This is a genomic window from Phycisphaeraceae bacterium, assembly GCA_015709595.1.
GTDB lineage: Bacteria > Planctomycetota > Phycisphaerae > Phycisphaerales > SM1A02 > CAADGA01.
The window spans coordinates 1,930,090-1,949,323 of the sequence record CP054178.1 but is presented as its reverse complement, the minus strand read 5'-3'; the positions used below and the strand labels follow the sequence as shown (position 1 = coordinate 1,949,323).

The window sequence follows — 19,234 nt, the reverse complement described above, 5'->3', positions numbered from 1 at the left end:
AATGGTCAGCAGCCCCGCCGCCGCCCATGTCCACCATGCCGGCAGGCGGACTGACCCCGGGGCCGCCGCGGGTTCGGAAGCGGCGCCGGAAGTTCCCAACGATGTGTCGGATCGGCTCAAGGGAGCGAATGATAACGGGAAACCCGTGCTGGACCGACTTCTTGACAATCCGCACCTGTTCTGGTGGCTCGGCGCCCTCTCCGCGGTCACATTCCTGGGCACGCTCATCCTCGTTCCGTGGCTGCTGGCCCGGCTGCCGGCGGACTACTTCGCGGCGCATCGGCCTCGATCGGCCCTGCGGAAGAGCCACCCCGTCATCCGTATGGTGCTGCTCGTGCTCAAGAACCTGCTGGGCGTGGTGCTGCTGGCGGCGGGTCTCGCCATGCTGGTGCTGCCGGGCCAGGGGCTGATCACCATGCTGCTGGGTCTGTCGCTGCTGAACTTTCCCGGCAAGTTCGCTCTGGAGCGAGCCATCGTCTCGCGCCCGTCGGTGCGCCGCGCCGTCGACTGGATCCGGCGCAAGGCCAATCGCCCGCCGCTCATCCTGGACGACGATTCTGCGGCGGCGTCCGGCTGACGGAAGGCGAGTCACCTCTTCAGCGTGGCGACGAACAGCCCCGGTCCGCGGCGCTCGGTGTCGGGTCGCAGGGGCCGGTAGCGCACCAGGTGCAGCCCGGCGGCGCGGGCCCACGCGCGCACGTCCTTCTCGGTGAACCCGAGATGGATATGCCCCATGGTGTGTCGATACGCCTCGTGGTGATGCGCCAGCATGTCCACGATCATGACCATCCCGCCCGGCCTGAGGGACCGGGCGATTTCGCGCACCGCGGCGGCGGGGTCGGACACGTGATGCATGACGAGAAAGACCAGCGCCGCGTCGATCTCCTGATCCTTCAGCGGCAGTCGCGACAGATCTCCGGAGCGGAAGTCCACGTTCCCGCACCCCGCAAGCCGCCTGCGAGCCGCCTCCAGCATCGCCGGTTCGCGGTCGATGGCGATCACCCGCTTCACCAGGGGCGCCAGGTGTTCGGCGGCGTTTCCGGTGCCGCAACCGATGTCGGCGACCACCCAGTCCGGGTTGATGAACGCCAGCAGGGCCTCGGCGGTGAAGCGATCGCCGAAGAGTTCGGATCGCAGGTGATCCCACTCGCCTCCGATGCGTCCGAAGAAGGCGCGGGTGTCGGTGTGACGCGACGCCAGCACCTCGCGCAGTCGGTGCGCATCGCCGTCGAAGGCCGGTGACTGCTCCAGCCGCCTTCGCGCCACGGTCCACAGGTCGCGGGCATCGCCATCGAGCAACGAGAGATCGAAGCGGTACATGCTTGACGTGCCCACGGAGCGCTTGATGACCCATCCGCTCTCCAGCAGGGACTTGAGGTGACGGCTGACGCTGGACTGCGGCGCCTGGACGACGCGCGCCAACTCGCCCACGCCGAGCTCCTCCTCACCCAGCAGCCGCAGAATGCGAAGCCGCGTCAGGTCGCCCAGCAGGGCGAGCCAGTCCAGCAGTTCGGGCGCGTCATTCGTGGATCGGGCGGGCATGCGGGTGCCTGCTGAGTAATGCGGGCGAGTGCCGAGGAACGATCCCAGGACTCCCTGGAAGACTTCACCCCGGGACCACACAGCATACGGCGTCGGGATACGGTGCTGTTCTCCTTGACCTTCGCGCCGCAGCGGTGACGCCAGCCCTTGGAGCGGTTCGAGCGGCTGGCGCCAGATGGCCGATCACTCACCGCCCCGGGGGCAGGGCCAGCGTGGGACCGGGCGTCTCGCCGTAGGTTCGCAGCCCGGCCAGCACGCGCGGATCGTGCGGGTTGATGCCGTACGCCTGGCGGAGCCGGCGCACCGCCTCGTTGGTGTTGCCGACGCGCTCGGCCCACTCGGCCCGGGCGAGATAGGGGTTGGTCGATCGTCCGCCATCCACCTCGATCGCGGTGAGCAGGGCCACCGAGGCGGTGTCAAGATCGTCGTGCTCCATGGCGTATCGCGCCAGGTCGAGATGGGCCTTGGCGGTGCGTGTGACATCCGCCCGACCGCGCAGAAACGCGAAGAGCTCATCCACCGCGCCCTGCCGGTGCATGGCCTCGGCCAGGGCGTCGGCCACGTCCTCGTCGCCGGGGCGCAGACTCAGCGCCTGCTCGAGCGCCAGGCGTCCTTCCGCCGGACGCCCCAGCTCGGTCAGGCAGATGCCCAGCCGGTACTGGGCCTGCCAGTCGCCGGGATGACGATCGACGATCTGCTCGTAGTGGCTCGCGGCGACGGCGTAGTCCCGCCGCGAAAAGGCGAAGTCGCCATCGGATCGAATCGACTCGGTGGGGCGCACCGCGCAGCCGGCGAGCATCACCAGCGACAGCGAGATCGCGCACGAAACTCGGCGGAAGAACATGGCGTGACTCCGTTCAACAGGTCTGGCGTCCGATCGCTCATTGTACGGGGCGGCGCCCGCATCGTCCCGCCCCGGCGACCCGAACCTACAGTCAATCGTGGAGCCGCCCGTCGATCATTTTGTGCTGGGCGTGACCTTGTCCGCGGTGCAGTTGCGGCACGATCTGCCCGATGGCGACTGGCACGTGGACTGGATGATCGCCACCGACGCCGATGGCGAGGGGCCGCTTGTCGCCTTTCGTGTCCCGGACGCCCTTGATCGACTGCCCGCCGGTCGTGAGATTCTCATCGAGCGGATCGGCCCGCATCGCCCGCACTACCTGGACTACGAAGGCCCGCTGTCCGGCGGTCGCGGGTACGTCACGCGGCTGGCGCATGGCGAGGTGACGTGGTCGCGCGAGCCCGATGGTTCGCTGCTGGCGCGCATGCTCTGGCGGGCCGATCGGGAGGAAGACGTGGCGCCTCACGCGCTGACCGCGCGCCTCACGCTGTCGGAGAAACCGGATCGCTGGCGGCTGGTTTTGACTGGCGAAGTCGATCCGCATCGGGCACAATGAGGGCGTCACATCCAGCATGAAGCGGACCGCGCTGCTTCCGGCGGGGCCGGTCCGCCCGACTCGATTGTGGAGGCCTCGTCATGAGCGACCCCGCGCCCGTCAGCAAGATCCGCCACTCCCAGACCGCGCTCGGCCAGCCGATCGGCGCCGCCGCGACGCCGCCGGTGACGAGTCAGCCGACCGAGGCCGTCTCGCCACGCGCCGCGAGCGAGGCCGCCGCGGGCGCTTCCGCGCTTCCCGCTGAGCCCCCGAAGAAGGAGATTCGCGCCTTCGGCAATGTCACCCGACGCCACTCCGAGGAATGGGACCGCACGCCCAACGCCACCGGCCACGGCGCGATTCACGTGCGCACCTTCCACTCCAAGCTCTCCGAGGATGCTCTGAGCTACATGGATGGACAGATCAACGAGTGGCTCGACAGCCACCCCGAGTACGAGGTGAAGTTCGTCTCCGCGTGCATCGGCCCGTTCGTGGGCAAGATCCGCGAGGACCAGCTGATCGTGCAGGTATGGGTGTAGGCGGCCCTGAAGCCCCCGCTCCCTGATCGTCGCGGCTCGCTCAGAGCGAACTATCGCAACCGGCGCGGCGGGAGTACACTCCCGCGTGGACCCGGATGACCACGTCTGTCTCTGCTTCCGCGTCAGTCTGCGCAAACTGACCAACTACATGCACCAGACGCAGCCGCTGGTTGCTTCGCAGCTGGCCGACTGCCTGGGCGCGGGAACCGGGTGCCAGTGGTGCGTTCCCTTCCTGCGGAAGATCCACGCCCAGTGGCAGGCGGGACAGACGCCTCACCTGCCGGTGGCGCCCGCCGAGTACGCCGCACGGCGCAAGCGGTATCACCAGGTGGGCGTGCGCGATGACGCGGCGGAGCAGGGGGAATAGCACCATCCGACTTCTCGGCTCATCCGCCCCGCCGACGCCGCGTAAGCTCCGCGATCTCCGCCTCCACTTCGCGTCGTTCGTTCATGAGCTCCTCGCGCTTGCGCATGGCGGTCATGGTCTGCGACTGTCTGAGCAATTCGAGATCGGTATCGATCTCCACCAGGCGGGCGCGCAGCCATTGCAGACGATCGCCTTCCTTGCCAAGCGTCTCGGTGCCGCGCGATGAATTGTTGAGATTCCCGCCCATGCGGCTCATCATGCGGTACCCCTCCATCATGATGGGCGGGAAGACCCTGGCGGCCCGCTCCTCGCCCATCTTGCGAATGATGGGATACGCCGCCGCGTCAACAGGCGGCATCCGGCCCGAGGACTCATGGTCCGCCCGGCACGCCACCAGCAGGCGGGCCGCATCCTCAAGGCGATCCTGCGCCGCCAGCAGCTTGGCGCCGTTCATCTGGGCGGCGATGACCAGTTCCCGCGTGGTCATGCCGACGCGGCGTCGATCGTCGCTGTGCGCGTACACGGTGGGAACGTTGGTGGCCGGGAGTTCACGGTCCCACTGCGAGCGAGGCACGCGCGAGGCGATCGCCAGCAGCGATTCCAGTTGCGACCACGCGCCGGGCGCGTCGGTCCCCTGCAGCATCGCGGACCACGCCGACTGAATCGCCATCGCCAGAGCGGCCGCGTCCGCCTGGAGCGGCGTGGATTCGTGCGGCGCGAGCATGGCGAGCCGCGCTCGCTCGATGGCGGAGGCGACGCGGAACACCGTCTCCGCCTCGTCCTTCCGATCCGCCAGCGTCAACGCGATCGCGCGCAGCGCCGCCGCCCGCCCCGAGGACGGCTCCACCTGCTGACCCTGCTCCAGCAGTTTGACGGCGCTGGTGTATCGCGTCTCGTTCATCAGCGTCGGCGCGGGACCGATGGTGACGCGCGCCGATGGGCCATAGAGGTTCTCCATGATGTCCAGATGCTTCAGCGCAATGTCGTTCAGCCCGACCCGGGGCGCGTGTTCGATGATGAACTCCCGCGACTCCAGGTGCCACGGGTCAATCGCCAGCGCCGCCTCGGCGGTGGCCAGCATCCGGTCGTACTCGCCGATCATCCGCTCCACTTCCGCCTGAGCCAGTTTGCCGATCGCGGTGTCGGGATGCGCCGCGGCCAGCCGCTGCAGGGGCTGCATGCTGACGCGGCGATGCTCCCTGGCCTGTGCCTCCAGTTGCGCGGCACGGGCCAGGTCCGCCTGGCTGGGGTAGGTCGTCACCTGGTAGCGGCCGTCGGATCGGTTCTCGTAGTGAACCCGCGGGGAGCGCAGCGCAGCGGCCTCTCCCTCCAGCGAGGCCGCCTGCTCCTGGTAGTAATCCAGGTGCATCATGGCCAGGTCGTAGTTGAGCGCGCCCTGTTCAAAGGCGTAGGCCACCGTCTGAATCATCCGATCCTTCGCGCCCTTGGCCCGCATCCACAGCGCCTGCTGCGTGAGCGCACCGTAATGAGTGCGATCCAGTTGCCCCGCCGCGTCCAGGGCGGTTCGCGCCCGGTCCAGGTCCGGCTCGCCCACCCGAACCCGCGCCATTCCGGCCTTGCCCCCTGCCTTCGCCGGCGTCTCGACTGTGGGTCGGATGCAGAACGCCGCCAGCGCCACCGCCTTCTCGACGTTCCGGGGATCGCGATCGAACTCCCATTGCAGCCGCCCCATTTCGCGCGTGCGGGCCTCGGCCGCGACCAGCCGCTCCGCCGCGTCGGCACGTACCAGCCCATCGGCGATCGGCAACAGGGCGTCCATCGGCTTCGACGCCGCGTCGGTGGTGAGTTTCGCCAGCACCTCGGCTCCGGGGGCCGTCGAGACCCGCCCGGTCGCCTGAGCCATCGCGCCGTCCAGTTCCGCCTTGTACCGCGCCGCCAGGTCAGGATTGATCCGGGCCGCCAGGGCCGCATCCTCGCGCGCGGTGCGAAGCCCGCCGGTGTTGGCGGCGGCGATGGAGCGACCCAGCAGCATGGCCGCCGAGACCGGACTGACCGACAGACCCCGCGTGTAATCCAGCCGGGCTCCGTGGTAGTCCTTCAGCGCCAGGCGGCACCCGCCGGCAATGCTCCACAGACGCGCGTCGGCGGGGTTGGTCTCCAGCAGGCGCTCGGTAATCGCCAGGCACGACGCATACTCCTTGCGCTCGTACATGCCCTTGATGTCGTCGAACTGCGCCTGCACCAGCTCGGGCGCGGCCAGTTGCCGCCACGCCCAGGCGGCGGCGCACTGCTCCACCTTCTTCCAGGCCGCGGCCATGCCGTCGGGCTGATTGCGCTCCCGGGCGCCCCAGTACTCGGTGGTGGCGTTGATGAGATCGTGCGCGTATGGCTCGGGCGCGTCGTGCGGTACTTCGGGAATGCTCCGCCCGCGCGGCGCGTACGCCCAGTCGTAGAAGTAATGCCACACACGCGCCGCCGGATGACGCGCCTGCAGCCGAAGCGCCCGATCCAGATGCGGCTTGGCCGCCTGACCCTGACGATTCAGCAGCAGGGCGATGGCCCGACCCACGTGACGATCAGCGATCTCGTCATCCGCCTTCAGGGCGCGTTCGAACGAGGCGGAGGCCTGTTCGTATTCGCCCGTGGTCAACTGACGCAGCGCCTGCGCGTAGTCGGCCAGGCCGGCCTGCTGCGCCATCGCGTCGATTGAAACACACCAGACGAAGAGTGCGGCCGCTGCTGTTCGCATGGCCGCGCCGATGATGCGTCCTCGGATCATGATCTCGCCCCTGATTCAGCGCCTCCCGCGGCGCGCAGCCCGGTCGATGAAAGAGCAGCGCAAGGCCGCTTTCCTTCCATGAATCAGGATACAGCCGAACCGCCGCCGCGCCGATCACCGGGACGCGACAACAGCAAGATCATCCGCGGCTGGAGTTTACGTGCTCACCCGGATCGCGTGACGCCAGTCGAATCGGCGTCCGATGAGTCGTCGGACGCACCATCCGGCGCCGCGGCTTCGCCCGGCTCGTCCTTCGGCGTCGCCTTGCGCCCGTCCGGCTGCCACCTGTCCGGCTCAAAGCGATGGGCGATGTGCCCGATGATGAGCTCCAGGCGCTTGTGCAGGTAGGCGTCGAGTTTTTCGCGCGAACCGTCCACGTGCTCCACCGTGGCGATGGATTTGTCCATCCAGATCGACATGTCGATGGACTTGATGTCGTCGCGTTTCCACACGCGCCCGCCGGGCAGCGACAGATCGCCCTGCTCGTTCAGTTCGTACACGCGGCGGCGCAGCACGTGAATGCGCCAGAAGCACCACGGCACCCACAGGATGCAGGAGATGAACACCCACTGCACCGGCTCGTCGTAGGCCCGCACCACCTTGGGCACCGACGCATCCTTGATCCAGTTGGTGAGCTGCTCGTAGAGGTCCTTTTCCTCCGGCGTCAGGCCGCCGGGCTGGTTGGCCTTCTCCTGCAGGGCGTCGGACGCCGCCACACGCTTGGCGTGCTCCTCCGCGTAGAGCCGCCGGTTGGGCAGCGTGTAGTTGAGGTCGTACCACCCCCACACCGCCAGCACGGCGCAGATGACGGCCTCGATGATCTTGCGCCAGAGAAAATGCGTGGCGACGGCGGTGCGGATGGGCATGGAAGGGCGTACCTGGATGGCGGTTCTCGACGACCGGGTGATGGCTGTCCGTTCCCCACTACTGCGGCGACTCGAGTTCATCGACCGACAGCCCGCTTGTCTGCAGCGCCGCCGACCACCAGGTGTCGGCGGTTCTTCGACCATCAGGGCTGGCCAGCAGGGCCGCGAAGCCGCCCTCGGACACCTTTCGCAGCGGGATCCTCGGGAACACCCGGTGCGAACGAAGCGCCAGCGACAGCCAGTGGCCGTGATACCGGACCATGTGAGCTCCCGGCGAATCGGGGTCGCGTCGAGGGCGCCCCCGCTGGCAGTCGAATCCGTCCGTGGGGAATACCATGAGGTGTTTCCCTGTCCAGAAAGGTGAGGCCGCGTCATCCGGAACCATGGCCAGGCCGAGCCGAACGCACGGAGGATACCCCCCATGCCGCGCCACGTCACCCGACAGACGATTGTTTCCACCGCCTCGCTGCTCGCCGCAACCTGCGTGGTGATTGGCACTTCCGGGTGCCAGAACGACGCCCAGACGGGGGCGTTGATCGGCGCCGGGCTGGGTGCCGCGGCGGGTGCGGTCATCGGGCATCAATCCGGTCACGGCGGCGAAGGCGCCGCCATCGGCGCCGCGGGCGGGGCGCTGGGCGGATACATCATCGGCAACGAATCGGACAAGGCCAAGGAGCGCGAGTACCGTCGGCGCTACTCGGATTATTGAGCCGACACGGCTCCGCTGCTTCGCGTGTCCCGGACGACCGGCCGAACCGCACTCATCGACGGTAGGGTTCGCGCTGCAGGATCGAGCTCCACTGCTCGTGATCGGTCTTGAATCGCTGCTTGTCGTTGCTCTGCCACGACTGCTTGAGCTGCGTCTTGGGCGTGCTGCTGCTGCTGCGAAGCGTCGAATCGATGAAGATCAGGAAGTTCTCCGAATCCTCCACCAGGCGCTGGAACGAGGAGAGCGCGGCGGAATCGCGGCGCACCTCGTCCCAGTCGCGCAGGCAGGTCGCCAGCATGGTGTTCACGGCGGTGGCCAGTTTCGGTCCGTCCGTCGCCTGGCGCGCTGGCGAGGCCTGGTAATGGGCCCGCAGCGTCGCCACCATCATCGTGAGCGTGTCGGCCTCGTGAGGCGAGATGCGGGCCGCCTGGGCCGCCAGCACTCGGATGCGGGCGTCCTGAATCGCGGTGTCCATGCCCGTGAGCGCATCCGGACGGGCCACGGCGGCGTTGAAAATCGCGTCCAGAACCTCCACCTGACGCTGCAGGGCGAAGGCGTTGGCCTCCTCCAGCGCTGACTGCTCCACCTTGCGGGCCAGCGTGGAGATCGCCGCGGGCGTCACGATGCTGCGGGCGGAGCCGACCTGAAAGTCCTGCACCGCCAGCCGGGCGCTGCGCGCCGCGGCGTTGCGCCGAGTCGGGTCAGCGGACGAAATCTCGTTGATCAGCAGGTTGAGCGCGGCGTCGGTCCCGAGACGGGCGGCGATGTTCATGGCGCGCACCGCGGCGGCCACGTCGCTCCCACCGATGAGCCGGGTCAGATGCGGCGTCAGCGCCTCGCTGTACGCCAGGCGAAAGGGCACCGACACCTCCGGCGAGCGGAAGATATTGCTGCCCAGCGCCCGATTGGCGTTGGTGATGCGTGTGAAAGCGTCCGGCATCGTGGAGTCGGAGCCAAGCTCCTGCACCCAGTGAGCGACGAACCCGGCGATCTCCGCGCGCTGAGCGGGAGTCACTTCCCGCGTGGCGATGATCTCGCGCGAAAGAACCGGCCCCTGGCTCCAGACCGGCACCGTCGCCAGCAGCGCCAGCAGCATTCCCACCCGGAGCCCGACATCACGAATCTGCATGGTTCATTTGCTCCGAACGCGATCAGAACCCAACGGTGACCACCATCGCCCGCGCAAGGTGGGACCGTATCAAGTCCATCGACGCCTGTCAATCACCCGCGGCTGACCGGGCGAGGATGGTTCATCCCCGGATTGCCTTGAACGTCCGTACTCCTGATATCGTATCACCCGCCCGGACTGGATCGGCCCTTCGTGAACGGTCGATATTCGCAAGACCCCGCCCCCTGAGGCCGGGTGAGGATCTCCGAATGACCCAGATTCCCACGTTCACGATCTCACGCCGCGCTGTCGGCCTGTCCACCATGCTGCTGATCCTGGCGCTGTCGAGCGCGATCACGCCCGTTGCATCAGCCCAATTCCAGCCCGATGAAGCACTTGCGGCGATGCTCGCGCGACGCGCCAACCGGGCGGTGACGGTCGATCCCCTGACGTCCGCCGCCATTGACGTGGCTCGTCATCTGTATGACCTCGCCCTCGAACTCGACCCGCTGGACGCGGAACTCCGCCGCAATGCCCTGTCGCTTGCCCGGTTATCGGACGACGATCGCGCCAGACGGGCCCATGTCGAAGCCATGGTCGCCGCCGACCCAGCGGACGACGTGTTGCGGCTGGAACGGATCAACGACGTGCTGGATCGCTACCAGACCGCCGAGCAACTATCCGCCGCGTACGACCGACTCCTCGATCCGGCCAACACCGGTTCGCTCGGCCCCCCGGTCGCCAGTCGGCTGGCGTTCGACGCGGCGATCCTGCGTCAGCGGATGGACGACCCCGTCGGGTTCGCCGAACGACTCAGCCGGGCGGTCGCCCTGGATCCGTCCAACAAGGCCGCCGCCGCCACCGCGGCGGGGTACTTCCGCATGCAGATCAACGACCCGTTCGCCCAGGGCGAACTGCTGGTCAATCTGCTCATGGCCGACCCGACGGACATCGTGTCGCAGGGGGCGCTGGCGCGTCACCTGCTGGAGCACGGCGCGTATCGAGGTGCGGCGCGGCTGCACCGGCTCGTGATCGAAACGTACCGCACCGCGAGACGCTTCGCGCCTGATGACCTGATGGCCGACCTGGCCCTGGCGCAGTGGGCCTCGGGCGATGACGTGGGCGCCCGCTCGACCATCCGCACGCGTCAGCTGGAGATGAACGCGATGGCCCGGATGCAGGCGTCCGAGCAGCGCCCCGGCATGACCATCGAGGAGCGCGGCGCCATCACCACGCCCCTCTCACTGCTGCTGTCCACGGTGCAGATGGCCATGCGCGACGCCGCCGGCGAGCCGCCCGACGCCGAGCGGCTGAAACTGCTGCGCGAGCAGTACGAGACGATGGCCCGGGCGGCGGAGCCGCCACCCGCCGCGTTGCGCGCCGAGGCCGCGCTCGAACTGGCCTGGCTCATGGTCTGGCTGGGGCAGGATGCCGACGGCGCCGAGGCGATGCTGCGGCAGGCCGAGGCGCTCGAGCCGCTGACCGACGCCGCCAGAGGACGATTCGACGGGTGGATCGCCCTGCGTCGAGGCGACGTTTCCGCCGCCGCCGAGCGACTGACGCCCCTGGCGGAATCCGACCCCGCCGCCGCCGCCGGGCTGGGGCTGGCGCTGCGGCACGGCGAGGACGCGCTGGGCGCGATGCGCCAGTTCGCCTTCGTGGTCAGCCGCACGCCGGGCAGCGTGCTGGGCGTGTGGGCGAGACATCAACTGGCGTCGCTCATGGGTTCGCAGGTCGCGCCCAGCGATCTGGCCTCGGCCCTCGAGCGACTGGCCTCGACGATTCCCGGCGTGATCGACCGGCTTCCCACCGAACCGGGTCGTCTGGTGTCGCTTCGCGTTGAGCCGCTCAGCGCGGTGATTCAGCCGCACGAGCCGATCCGCGTTCGCGTGACGATCACCAACACCGCGCCGTTCTCGCTGGGAATCGGCTCGAACGCGCCGATCCGTCCCACGCTGGTCATCGAGCCGCGCCTGTACGTGGCGGGAGTGACCATGTCCACCCCGCCTCCCCCGGTGGTGGTGGAGATCACGCGGCGTCTTCGGCTGGAGCCGCGCGAGGCGCTGTCCTTCATCGTGGACCTGAGCCAGACATCGCTGGGCGACATCATCGGCGCGGTGGCGATCCAGGGCAGCGGCGTGGAACTGCGGGGCACGCTGAACTACGTGCTGGTGGACAACAATGCCATCGCCCCGGGCGTGCTGGGCGCCACCGCCCGACCGGCTCCGCTGCGCGTCGAGGGCGTTCGCGTCACCCCCGAGTGGCTGGACGACGCCCTGGCCTCCATCGCCGAGCCGGATACGCCGGACGATCTCGTGCTCATGTCGCTGCTGGCGGAGAGCGTGACCTTCGGCGGCACGCGGCAGAATGAACACGTGGTCGCACGGGCGGATCGCATCGTCGAGGAACTGGCCAGGTCGTTCGCCAAGCTCGACGCGGTGTCGCAGGCGTGGCTGATCGGCGTGCTGCCCGCCGGCGCCCGGCTCGAGCCGGTGCGACAGGCGGCCAAAGGGATCGATCACGACCTGGTGCGCATCGTGTATCTGCTGACCAACGTCACCAAGCGGGATGACCCCATGCTCGAAGCCGCCCTCCGCAGCGAGCGCCCGCGCCAGCGCAACTTCGCCGAGAAGATGCTGAAACTGATCGAGGTGCATGAGGCCATCACGCGCGGCGGGGCCTCGACGACGCCCCAGTGAGCCGTCCGCGGCGACCCGTCGCCGAGGGAGCATCCGCCACGAGCCGAGGCATGAGCGACACCGCCAGCCAACCCGACGAGGCGGCGATCGACGGCGCCCGAAGGCGGGATCGGACCCGCCGACTCACACACGCGGCGGGCGTCCTCATCGGCGTCGGGCTCGTCGCGGGAGCGATTTTCCACCTGACACGCGACCCCGACGCGCTGTCGCGCGGGCTGAGCGCGCTTCGATCTCCCTCTCCCCTGGTGCTGGCCGGGCTGGCGGCGGGCGTGCTGCTGAATCTTGTCGTGACGGGGCTGATCTTCACCATCCTGATGCGCCGATTCGGGCGCGTCGGATTGATCGAGATGCAGGGGCTGATCGCCTCGGCCACGCTGATCAACTACCTGCCCCTGCGCCCCGGCCTGCTCGGACGCGCCGCGTACCACCGGCTGGTCAATCAGATCCCCGTGCGTCACACCGCCTTCGCGGTGGTGGCGGCGATGACGCTGAGCATCGCCGCCGCCGCCATGATGCTGACCTCGATCGGGCTGGCGCGATGGACGGGCCTGAGCGCGGCGGTTCCCCTGTCGCTCTTTCTGCTGCTGGTGGCGCTGGGCGGGGCGTCCCGCACTTCACGGAGCGCGTGCCTGGCCATGGTGCTGCGGCTCATTGACGTGCTCGTCTGGAGCGCGCGCTACGTGCTGGCCTTCGGACTGATCGGACGGGAGATCGACTTCGACACCGCGCTTGCCCTGGCGTGCGTCAGCACCGTGGCCTCGATGGTGCCGCTGCTTTCCAACGGGCTGGGGCTGCGCGAGTGGGCGGTGGGCTATGTCGCCCCGCTCATGGTGGTGGGCGTCGCCTCCCCCGAGGCGATGCTGGCCGATCTCGTGCATCGCGCGATCGAGGTGCTCATGACGATGGTCTTCGGCGCCGCGGGACTGGTCGGCCTGGCCCCGGTGCTGCGACGGGCGCGGCGGGCGACCGAAACTACGCCGTCACCCCGAGATCGCGCGTCGTGAAGAGTGCATCGAAGGCGTAGCCCGCCTGTTCGATGTTCTCCCGGGCGCCTTCCAGCCGGTCGATGGTGGCGACGATCTTCACGATGGTCGCTCCGGTCGCCGCGATCACCCCGGCCGCCTCGAGCACCTGCCCGCCGGTGGTGGCCACGTCCTCGACGATCATCACGCGGTCGTTCGGGCCGAGCACGCCCTCCAGCTGCTTGGCGGTGCCGTAATCCTTCTTCTGGTTGCGGATGAAGACGCAGGGCAGGCCTGAAGCCAGCGACGCCGCGGTCACCAGCGGGATGCCGCCCAGCTCCGCCCCGGCCAGCCGCGTCGTGCCCGGCGGAATGCGCTGGGCGAACATGGCCCCCAGCCGCGACAGGATGTCCGGCTGCGTCGAGAAGAGGTACTTGTCGAGGTAGAAGGACGACTTGCGTCCCGAGCGCAGGGTGAACTCGCCCCGCAGCAGGGCGACCTCGGCGATGCGCCGGGCCAGATCGGAATGATCGATCACGCCAGAAATGGTCATGGCCTCATCGTACACCTCGGCGAACGAAAATATGCCATGCGATCGTTGCTTTTCAGGTTGACGGAAATCGGCCTGCGAATCGACAATGTTCATCGGCTGGGGCATACAACAAGGAGCCGATCATGGACGTTGTTCTGCTGGACCTGTGGCTGCCGATTCTCGCGGCGGCCGTGGTGGTGTTCTTCGCCAGCTTCGCGGCGCACATGGTGCTCAAGCACCACAAGGGCGACTGGAGCAAGCTGCCCAACGAGGACGCCTTTCTGGACATGATGCGCGCCGCCAAGGCGCCCGCGGGACAGTACATGTTCCCGCACTGCTGCGACTACAAGGAGATGCAGAACCCCGAGATGAAGAAGAAGCTCGAGGCGGGACCGATGGGGACCATGACCATCTGGCCGGGCAATGTGAGCATGGGGCGCAACCTGGCGCTGACGTTCGCCACCTATCTGCTGATCACGCTGTTCGTGGCCTACCTGGCGTCGGTGGCTCTTCACAGGGGCGAGGACTTTCTCGCGGTCTTTCGCTTCACCGCCACCGCCGGGGTGATGGGCCACTGCTTCGGATTCTTCGGACACTCGATCTGGTACGGTCAATCCAGGCGGGCCTTCATCAACGACCTGATCGACGGCGTCGCCTACGGGCTGCTCACGGGCGTGGTGTTTGGGCTGCTGTGGCCGGCTTCGTCGGTGACCCTGCCGGTGTGACCGCGCGGAGTTCGTCGTTCACCCGGCGCGCACGCGCGGGGACATCCGGCTGAGCAGCGCCTCGATCTCGGGCATGGCGCGATCGAAGCTGACGCCGATCAGCCCGCTGCGCCCCGAGGCGTCGGCCGGCTCGGCGCAGCGCACGGTGACGGGCGCCTCGATGGCGCCGGCGGGGTCGGGCAGCCGGGCCGAAATCGTTCCATGCCGGCCGACCCACGCCTGGTCGGCCGGTGTGCGCGTGTGCAGCAGCATGCCCCCGGGGCTGAGTTCCTCGACGCAGCCGATGACCGCCACGGGTCGGTCCGCGAGCAGGCGAAGATGGGCCGAGACGCAGACCAGTTGCTCCACGGCGTGACCGGCCCCCTGGTGCCACACGCACGTGAGCCGACTGGGCAAGGCGAGTCGATAGCCGAAGATCGCGCCGCCCCCTTCGGTCACGGCGCTGTCCCGACCAAGCAATCGCGACGTGCCCAGCCAGCGACGCCCCTCGATCTCCACGACAAACCGAAGCAGCGAGTTGGGAAGCAGTTTCACGCGCCCCGCCATGCCGACCGGCTGGCTGACCAGCAGGTCGTTCCGACCGACGCGCACCACCGTGGCGGACAGGAGTCGCGGGAGGATCGCGTCGGCCTCGAGCAGGTCAATGGTCGCTCGGGCGCGGCATGCCACCTGGAGCAGTTCTCGCACCCGGTCGGCGCGAACCTCGGCCCCGGTCAGCCATTTCAGGATGTCCGACAGCCCGCCGGTCATGTTGACCACTTCGGCCCATCTTGAGCCGGGGTTGAGAGCCCAGCCGACGACCGTGCGGCCTGCGCAAGGCGGGCAAAGAGATTCCTTCTGGTCGAGTCCGAGAACGATGGTCGCGACGCACCGCACGGGGTGGCGTGACGCTCCGCGTCGCGCGGCCCGCCCGGTCACCTACGATGAGGCCCATGCGGCGGACACGCTGGTCAAGCCATGCGCTCTCCCTCACGCTCGTCACGCTGCTCGGCGTCTTTCTCCTCTATCCCATCTGGCTCACCGTCGAAGGCGGGTTTCGCTCGATTGACGGCGAGTCGTTCACGCTCTTTCACCTGAAGTCGGTCTTCACCACGCCGCGCCTGCTGTGGGGGCTGCTCAACTCGCTGGCGATCGCCGCCTGCACCACGGCGCTGTGCCTGCTGATCGGCGTGCCGCTGGCGATGCTCACGGCGCGATACGACTTCCGCGGCAAGGCGCTGTTCGGCGCGCTGATCCTGGCGCCGCTTATCCTGCCACCCTTCGTCGGCGCGATCGGACTGCATCACCTGCTGGGTCGCAACGGCGCGGTGAACACCCTGCTGATGCATGCCGGGCTGATCGACACCGGCATCGACTTCATCGGGCGGGGCGGGTTCTGGGCGGTGGTGATTCTCGAGGCCCTGCACCTCTACCCGATCCTGTACCTCAACGCCGCCGCCGCCCTGGCCAACATCGACCCGTCGCTGGAGGAGGCCGCGGAGAACCTCGGGGCCTCGGCGTGGCGGCGCTTTCGCACCATCGTGCTTCCCATGATGCGCCCGGGGCTGTTCGCGGGCGCGACGATCGTCTTCATCTGGTCATTCACCGAGCTCGGCACGCCGCTGATGTTCGAGTACCACCACGTCACGCCGGTGCAGATCTTCAACGGCATCCGCGAGATGAACGCCAAGGCCGAGCCCTACGCCCTCACCGTGGTCATGCTCGCCAGCGCGGTGCTGCTCTACGCGGGCGGGCGTCTCTGCTTCGGACGCCGCGGCGAGGCGATGTCCGGCAAGGCGTCGCGCCACGCGGTGCTGCCCCGCCTGCGGGGCATGAAAGGGCTGCTCGCCGGCGCCGCCTTCGCGGGCGTGATCCTTCTCGCCGCACTGCCCCACGCCGGCGTCATCCTCGCCAGTATTGCCGAGAGCGGCACGTGGTATCGCTCCGTCGTTCCCCAGTCGATCACGTTCCGCCACTATGAGAACGCCCTGGGGCATCCGCTGGCCATCGGCTCAATCCGCAACTCGCTGCTGCTGGCCTCGGCGGCGGTGCTCGTGGACATCGTGCTGGGACTGGCCATCGCCCACCTGCTGGTGCGCACGCGCGCGTGGGGTCGTTCGGTGCTGGATGCGCTGGCCATGCTGCCGCTGGCGGTGCCGGGACTGGTGATGGCCTTCGGCTACGTGGCGCTGACGCTGCGCTGGCCCTGCGCCGGGTCGATGCCGCGGTGGATGGCCTCGCTGCTCGACCCCGTCCTGCCCCAGTCGTGGTTCGACTGGCTCAACCACGCCCCGCTGTCCGGCTGGGCGGATGTGCTCGGGGCCGATCCCAATCCCGTCCCGCTGCTCATCATCGCCTACGCGGTGCGGCGGCTGCCCTACGTCGTGCGCAGCGCGGCGGCTGGGCTGGAGCAGACGCCCCGCGAACTGGAAGAGGCCTCGCTCAACCTCGGCGCGGGGCGGTTCCGCACGCTGCGGGCGATCACGCTGCCGCTCATCGCCGCCAATCTGGTGGCGGGCGCGCTGCTGGCCTTCAGCTTCGCCATGCTCGAGGTTTCCGACTCGCTCATCCTCGCCCAGCGCGAACAGCATTTTCCCATCACGAAAGCGATCTACGTTCTCGTGCATCGACTCGGCGACGGCGAACACATCGCCAGCGCCATGGGTGTGTGGGGCATGGCGCTGCTGACGGTGACGCTGGTGGGGGCGGCGATGCTCATGGGCCGGCGGATGGGCGCGGTGTTCCGGGCGTAGCCGGAACGTGGAGCGTCAACCCTGCACGTCAAGCATGCGGCCCAGGTTGACGGCGACGGCGGCCTCGATCTTGTCCGCGGCTCGCGTATACATGGGCAGCGATCCCGCGCTGGGCTGAGTCGTGGCGGCTCCATCAAAGGCGATCGGCCGGTTCACCGTGCCTCCCACGAGGTGATCCAGCCCGCGGGAGCGCGTGACCCCTTCCACGCGGCTGAGGTCGCCCGTCGCGTCCACCTGGCGCACGCCGCTCGGGCCAACCGGCGCCGCGACGCCGCCCATCGGTCGGACCGCGCCAATCTTGGTCGCATTGAGCGCCGGCTGCACGCCGTACGCCCTGGCGACGTGGAACGGGATGGGGCCGCGAATGTCCATCGGTGCGAGTCTATCTCCGATCATTGGCGACGCCAGCGGTCATCGGCGCGGGTTCGCGGGAATCTTCAACGGGCGCAACACCCGCGCGGATTATCCAGACGATGGCTGGATAACCGCGCTCGCGGGCGAGGCGCAGGGTGTGATCGCCCACGTTACTTGATGAGGCGGATCGCGAAGGGATAGCGATACCGCTCGCCCTTGTTGGACGCCAGAGTGGCCATGATGCACAACACAATGTTCGCCACGGCCACCACTGGCATCAGGAAGCAGCCAATCAGGACGAAGGAAAGCGCGAAGCAGACGAGGTAGGCGATGAACACCGTGATCTGGAAGTTCAGCGACTCCTTCGCCTGATCCGCCACGAAGGGCGATTCCTTCTTCACCAGCCAGATGATCAGCGGCGCCAGCCAGCCAAAGAAGATCGCCAGCAGATGCGAAAGCATCGCCATCGTTCGCTCCTCGCTGGGAGCGGCGGCTGCGGCAGAGGCGGACGAATCGGTCGGGGGGTGGTGTTCTCTTCGCTCATGCCCCCCATCGTCCCCGAAAATGGGGAATCCCGCAAGCCAATGGCGCAAGTTGTCCACAGATTGACACGATCGGATCTGGATGGATTGTGGACAGTCAATCCCGTGCGGGCTGACATCCGACAACCTCCTGCCTCGGATCAGCTGATCATCCGGATCGTGAACGGGTAGCGGAAATACTCGCCGTTGCTCGCCGCCACCGCCCCTCGGATCATGTTGACCGGCACCAGCACCACCAAGACGGGCAGGGCGATCAGCCCCACCACCGTGATCGACAGCCCGAACGCCCAGATCACGCTGCTGATGAGGAAGTTGATCGCTTCCCGGCCGTGGTCATCCACGAATGACGACTCATCCTTCTTGATGAGCCACAGGAACAGGGGCGCGATGATCAGCGGCGCCAGCACCAAGGCCGCGAAGGGCGCGACGTGGATGAGAACCGCCAGATTCTTGTGGTTGGCGTCCAGCCCCTCGTGCCTGAGCCGGGGAGCCGGGTACTGAACCGGGCGACCGAAGGTGGGTTCCGGGTTGCTCATGGCCACATGCACGGCAGGTCTCCTCCCGTGCTTGTTGGGATGATAGCCAGGGGGATTTCAGTTTGTCCGACCAGTGCCGATCCCCGGCAATCAGGCGCGGCGCCGACGGGAGACCGTCAGACCCGCGAGTCCCAAGAACGCCAGGGCGCCGGGAGAGGGAATCACCGCCACCCAGTTGAGGGCGTTGCTCACCAGCCGAGCGTAGGTGGGGTCATTCATCTCGGTGCTGCCGATGAGGGTGGAAAAGTTGAGCACGCGACCGGCGCCCGCCTGCCAGCCCACCAGTCCCGCCTCGCTCGTCTGGCTGCTGGTGTAGAACACCGTCGCGCCGCCCTTGGGCGTCACCACGGTTTCCGTGCCGGAGATGCTGCCCAGATTGAAGAGCATGTTGACGGGCAGACCCGCGTTGAGGATGGGGTCCGGCGTCGCCTGCGAATAGGTCGTCTGGGCGCCGCCGAAGAAGGTGCCGGTGGTCGTGCCGGGCAGAACCGCGTCGAGCGTGAGGAAGTTGTTCTGGGCGGCCCGCTTCCACAGCAGCCACTCACCGGTGACGAGGCCGCCGCCGTTGTTCACGTAGTTGACCAGTTGCGTCTGGCCGGCCACCGGCATGTCGCCTTGGGCCCAGTTCAGATTGGTCAGCAGCAGAACGGCGTCCACGCCGGACAGGTTCGTGCTGCCGTTGAACGCGGTGTACTCCGGACCCACGGTCACCGTGTGACCAAAGCCCTGCAGCGAGGCGGCGATCTGGTTGTCCCATGCTCCGTTGCCGGTTGACAGCATCAGGACGTTGCCGGCCGATGCCGAACCACATGCGCCGCCGATGGCCGCAAGCAGCCCGACCACTCCACACCTGCGATGCAATGACATGTCGTTCTCCTCTTCTCTCCAACCGTCGCGCCCTC

General features: G+C 68.2%; 21 protein-coding genes. 9 read left to right on the top strand and 12 right to left on the bottom strand.

Features of this window, described 5'->3' with window-relative positions; all coding sequences use genetic code 11:
• The first annotated feature begins 1 nt into the window (after window position 1).
• Window positions 2-577, top strand: coding sequence for a hypothetical protein (locus HRU76_08195; protein ID QOJ19141.1), 576 nt, complete (start codon window positions 2-4; stop codon window positions 575-577).
• 11 nt (window positions 578-588) lie between these two features.
• Here the strand turns inward: HRU76_08195 and HRU76_08190 are convergent, their stop codons facing one another.
• Together HRU76_08190 and HRU76_08185 are read right to left on the bottom strand one after the other, a co-directional pair.
• Window positions 589-1,542 carry a metalloregulator ArsR/SmtB family transcription factor gene (locus HRU76_08190; protein QOJ17561.1) on the bottom strand — a complete coding sequence of 318 codons (954 nt, stop codon included), beginning with the start codon at window positions 1,540-1,542 and terminating at the stop codon, window positions 589-591.
• Window positions 1,543-1,729: 187 nt separating this feature from the next.
• The gene (locus tag HRU76_08185; GenBank protein QOJ17560.1) at window positions 1,730-2,386 is read right to left on the bottom strand and encodes a tetratricopeptide repeat protein; all 657 of its coding nucleotides are present in this window, start codon (window positions 2,384-2,386) and stop codon (window positions 1,730-1,732) included.
• A 97-nt stretch (window positions 2,387-2,483) separates the two neighbouring features.
• On the opposite strand from HRU76_08185, the gene HRU76_08180 reads away from it, so the two are divergent.
• The 3 genes from HRU76_08180 to HRU76_08170 all read left to right on the top strand — a co-directional run bounded on the left by HRU76_08180 (window position 2,484) and on the right by HRU76_08170 (window position 3,827).
• On the top strand, window positions 2,484-2,942 hold the full coding sequence (locus HRU76_08180) for a hypothetical protein (protein ID QOJ17559.1): 459 nt from the start codon (window positions 2,484-2,486) through the stop codon (window positions 2,940-2,942).
• Between the two features lie 80 nt (window positions 2,943-3,022).
• Window positions 3,023-3,460: a hypothetical protein gene (locus HRU76_08175; GenBank protein ID QOJ17558.1), complete on the top strand. Its 438-nt coding sequence runs from the start codon at window positions 3,023-3,025 to the stop codon at window positions 3,458-3,460.
• Window positions 3,461-3,545: 85 nt separating this feature from the next.
• The gene (locus tag HRU76_08170; GenBank protein QOJ17557.1) at window positions 3,546-3,827 is read left to right on the top strand and encodes a (2Fe-2S)-binding protein; all 282 of its coding nucleotides are present in this window, start codon (window positions 3,546-3,548) and stop codon (window positions 3,825-3,827) included.
• 19 nt (window positions 3,828-3,846) lie between these two features.
• On the opposite strand, the gene HRU76_08165 is transcribed toward HRU76_08170, so the two are convergent.
• The 3 genes from HRU76_08165 to HRU76_08155 all read right to left on the bottom strand — a co-directional run bounded on the left by HRU76_08165 (window position 3,847) and on the right by HRU76_08155 (window position 7,695).
• The gene (locus HRU76_08165; protein QOJ17556.1) at window positions 3,847-6,567 is read right to left on the bottom strand and encodes a hypothetical protein; all 2,721 of its coding nucleotides are present in this window, start codon (window positions 6,565-6,567) and stop codon (window positions 3,847-3,849) included.
• A gap of 164 nt (window positions 6,568-6,731) precedes the next feature.
• Complete coding sequence (locus tag HRU76_08160; protein QOJ17555.1) at window positions 6,732-7,433, bottom strand: hypothetical protein; 702 nt, start codon at window positions 7,431-7,433, stop codon at window positions 6,732-6,734.
• A gap of 58 nt (window positions 7,434-7,491) precedes the next feature.
• Window positions 7,492-7,695, bottom strand: coding sequence for a hypothetical protein (locus tag HRU76_08155; protein QOJ17554.1), 204 nt, complete (start codon window positions 7,693-7,695; stop codon window positions 7,492-7,494).
• A gap of 159 nt (window positions 7,696-7,854) precedes the next feature.
• Between HRU76_08155 and HRU76_08150 the strand changes: the two genes are divergently transcribed.
• A complete protein-coding gene (locus HRU76_08150; GenBank protein QOJ17553.1) occupies window positions 7,855-8,142 on the top strand; it encodes a hypothetical protein in 288 nt (95 codons plus the stop codon).
• A gap of 52 nt (window positions 8,143-8,194) precedes the next feature.
• Here the strand turns inward: HRU76_08150 and HRU76_08145 are convergent, their stop codons facing one another.
• Entirely contained in the window at window positions 8,195-9,271 is a 1,077-nt protein-coding gene (locus tag HRU76_08145; GenBank protein ID QOJ17552.1) for a hypothetical protein, read from the bottom strand.
• Window positions 9,272-9,519: 248 nt separating this feature from the next.
• Between HRU76_08145 and HRU76_08140 the strand changes: the two genes are divergently transcribed.
• Window positions 9,520-11,949 (top strand): hypothetical protein, encoded by a 2,430-nt coding sequence (locus HRU76_08140; GenBank protein ID QOJ17551.1) that lies wholly within the window; start codon window positions 9,520-9,522, stop codon window positions 11,947-11,949.
• Between the two features lie 50 nt (window positions 11,950-11,999).
• On the top strand, window positions 12,000-12,953 hold the full coding sequence (locus tag HRU76_08135; GenBank protein ID QOJ17550.1) for a hypothetical protein: 954 nt from the start codon (window positions 12,000-12,002) through the stop codon (window positions 12,951-12,953).
• Here the strand turns inward: HRU76_08135 and pyrE are convergent.
• Window positions 12,922-13,446: an orotate phosphoribosyltransferase gene (gene pyrE / locus HRU76_08130; protein QOJ19140.1), complete on the bottom strand. Its 525-nt coding sequence runs from the start codon at window positions 13,444-13,446 to the stop codon at window positions 12,922-12,924. The genes HRU76_08135 and pyrE overlap by 32 nt on opposite strands.
• Before the next feature lie 140 nt (window positions 13,447-13,586).
• Between pyrE and HRU76_08125 the strand changes: the two genes are divergently transcribed.
• The gene (locus tag HRU76_08125; protein QOJ17549.1) at window positions 13,587-14,168 is read left to right on the top strand and encodes a hypothetical protein; all 582 of its coding nucleotides are present in this window, start codon (window positions 13,587-13,589) and stop codon (window positions 14,166-14,168) included.
• Between the two features lie 18 nt (window positions 14,169-14,186).
• On the opposite strand, the gene HRU76_08120 is transcribed toward HRU76_08125, so the two are convergent.
• Entirely contained in the window at window positions 14,187-14,927 is a 741-nt protein-coding gene (locus HRU76_08120) for a hypothetical protein (GenBank protein ID QOJ17548.1), read from the bottom strand.
• A 173-nt stretch (window positions 14,928-15,100) separates the two neighbouring features.
• Here HRU76_08120 and HRU76_08115 point away from each other — a divergent pair, with 173 nt between their 5' ends.
• Window positions 15,101-16,900, top strand: coding sequence for an iron ABC transporter permease (locus tag HRU76_08115; protein QOJ17547.1), 1,800 nt, complete (start codon window positions 15,101-15,103; stop codon window positions 16,898-16,900).
• A gap of 15 nt (window positions 16,901-16,915) precedes the next feature.
• Here the strand turns inward: HRU76_08115 and HRU76_08110 are convergent, their stop codons facing one another.
• The 4 genes from HRU76_08110 to HRU76_08095 form a co-directional block, all read right to left on the bottom strand.
• Window positions 16,916-17,272, bottom strand: coding sequence for a hypothetical protein (locus HRU76_08110; GenBank protein QOJ17546.1), 357 nt, complete (start codon window positions 17,270-17,272; stop codon window positions 16,916-16,918).
• 152 nt (window positions 17,273-17,424) lie between these two features.
• On the bottom strand, window positions 17,425-17,721 hold the full coding sequence (locus HRU76_08105; GenBank protein QOJ17545.1) for a DUF4870 domain-containing protein: 297 nt from the start codon (window positions 17,719-17,721) through the stop codon (window positions 17,425-17,427).
• A gap of 215 nt (window positions 17,722-17,936) precedes the next feature.
• Window positions 17,937-18,332, bottom strand: coding sequence for a DUF4870 domain-containing protein (locus tag HRU76_08100; GenBank protein QOJ17544.1), 396 nt, complete (start codon window positions 18,330-18,332; stop codon window positions 17,937-17,939).
• A gap of 90 nt (window positions 18,333-18,422) precedes the next feature.
• On the bottom strand, window positions 18,423-19,199 hold the full coding sequence (locus HRU76_08095) for a hypothetical protein (protein ID QOJ17543.1): 777 nt from the start codon (window positions 19,197-19,199) through the stop codon (window positions 18,423-18,425).
• Window positions 19,200-19,234 lie beyond the last annotated feature (35 nt).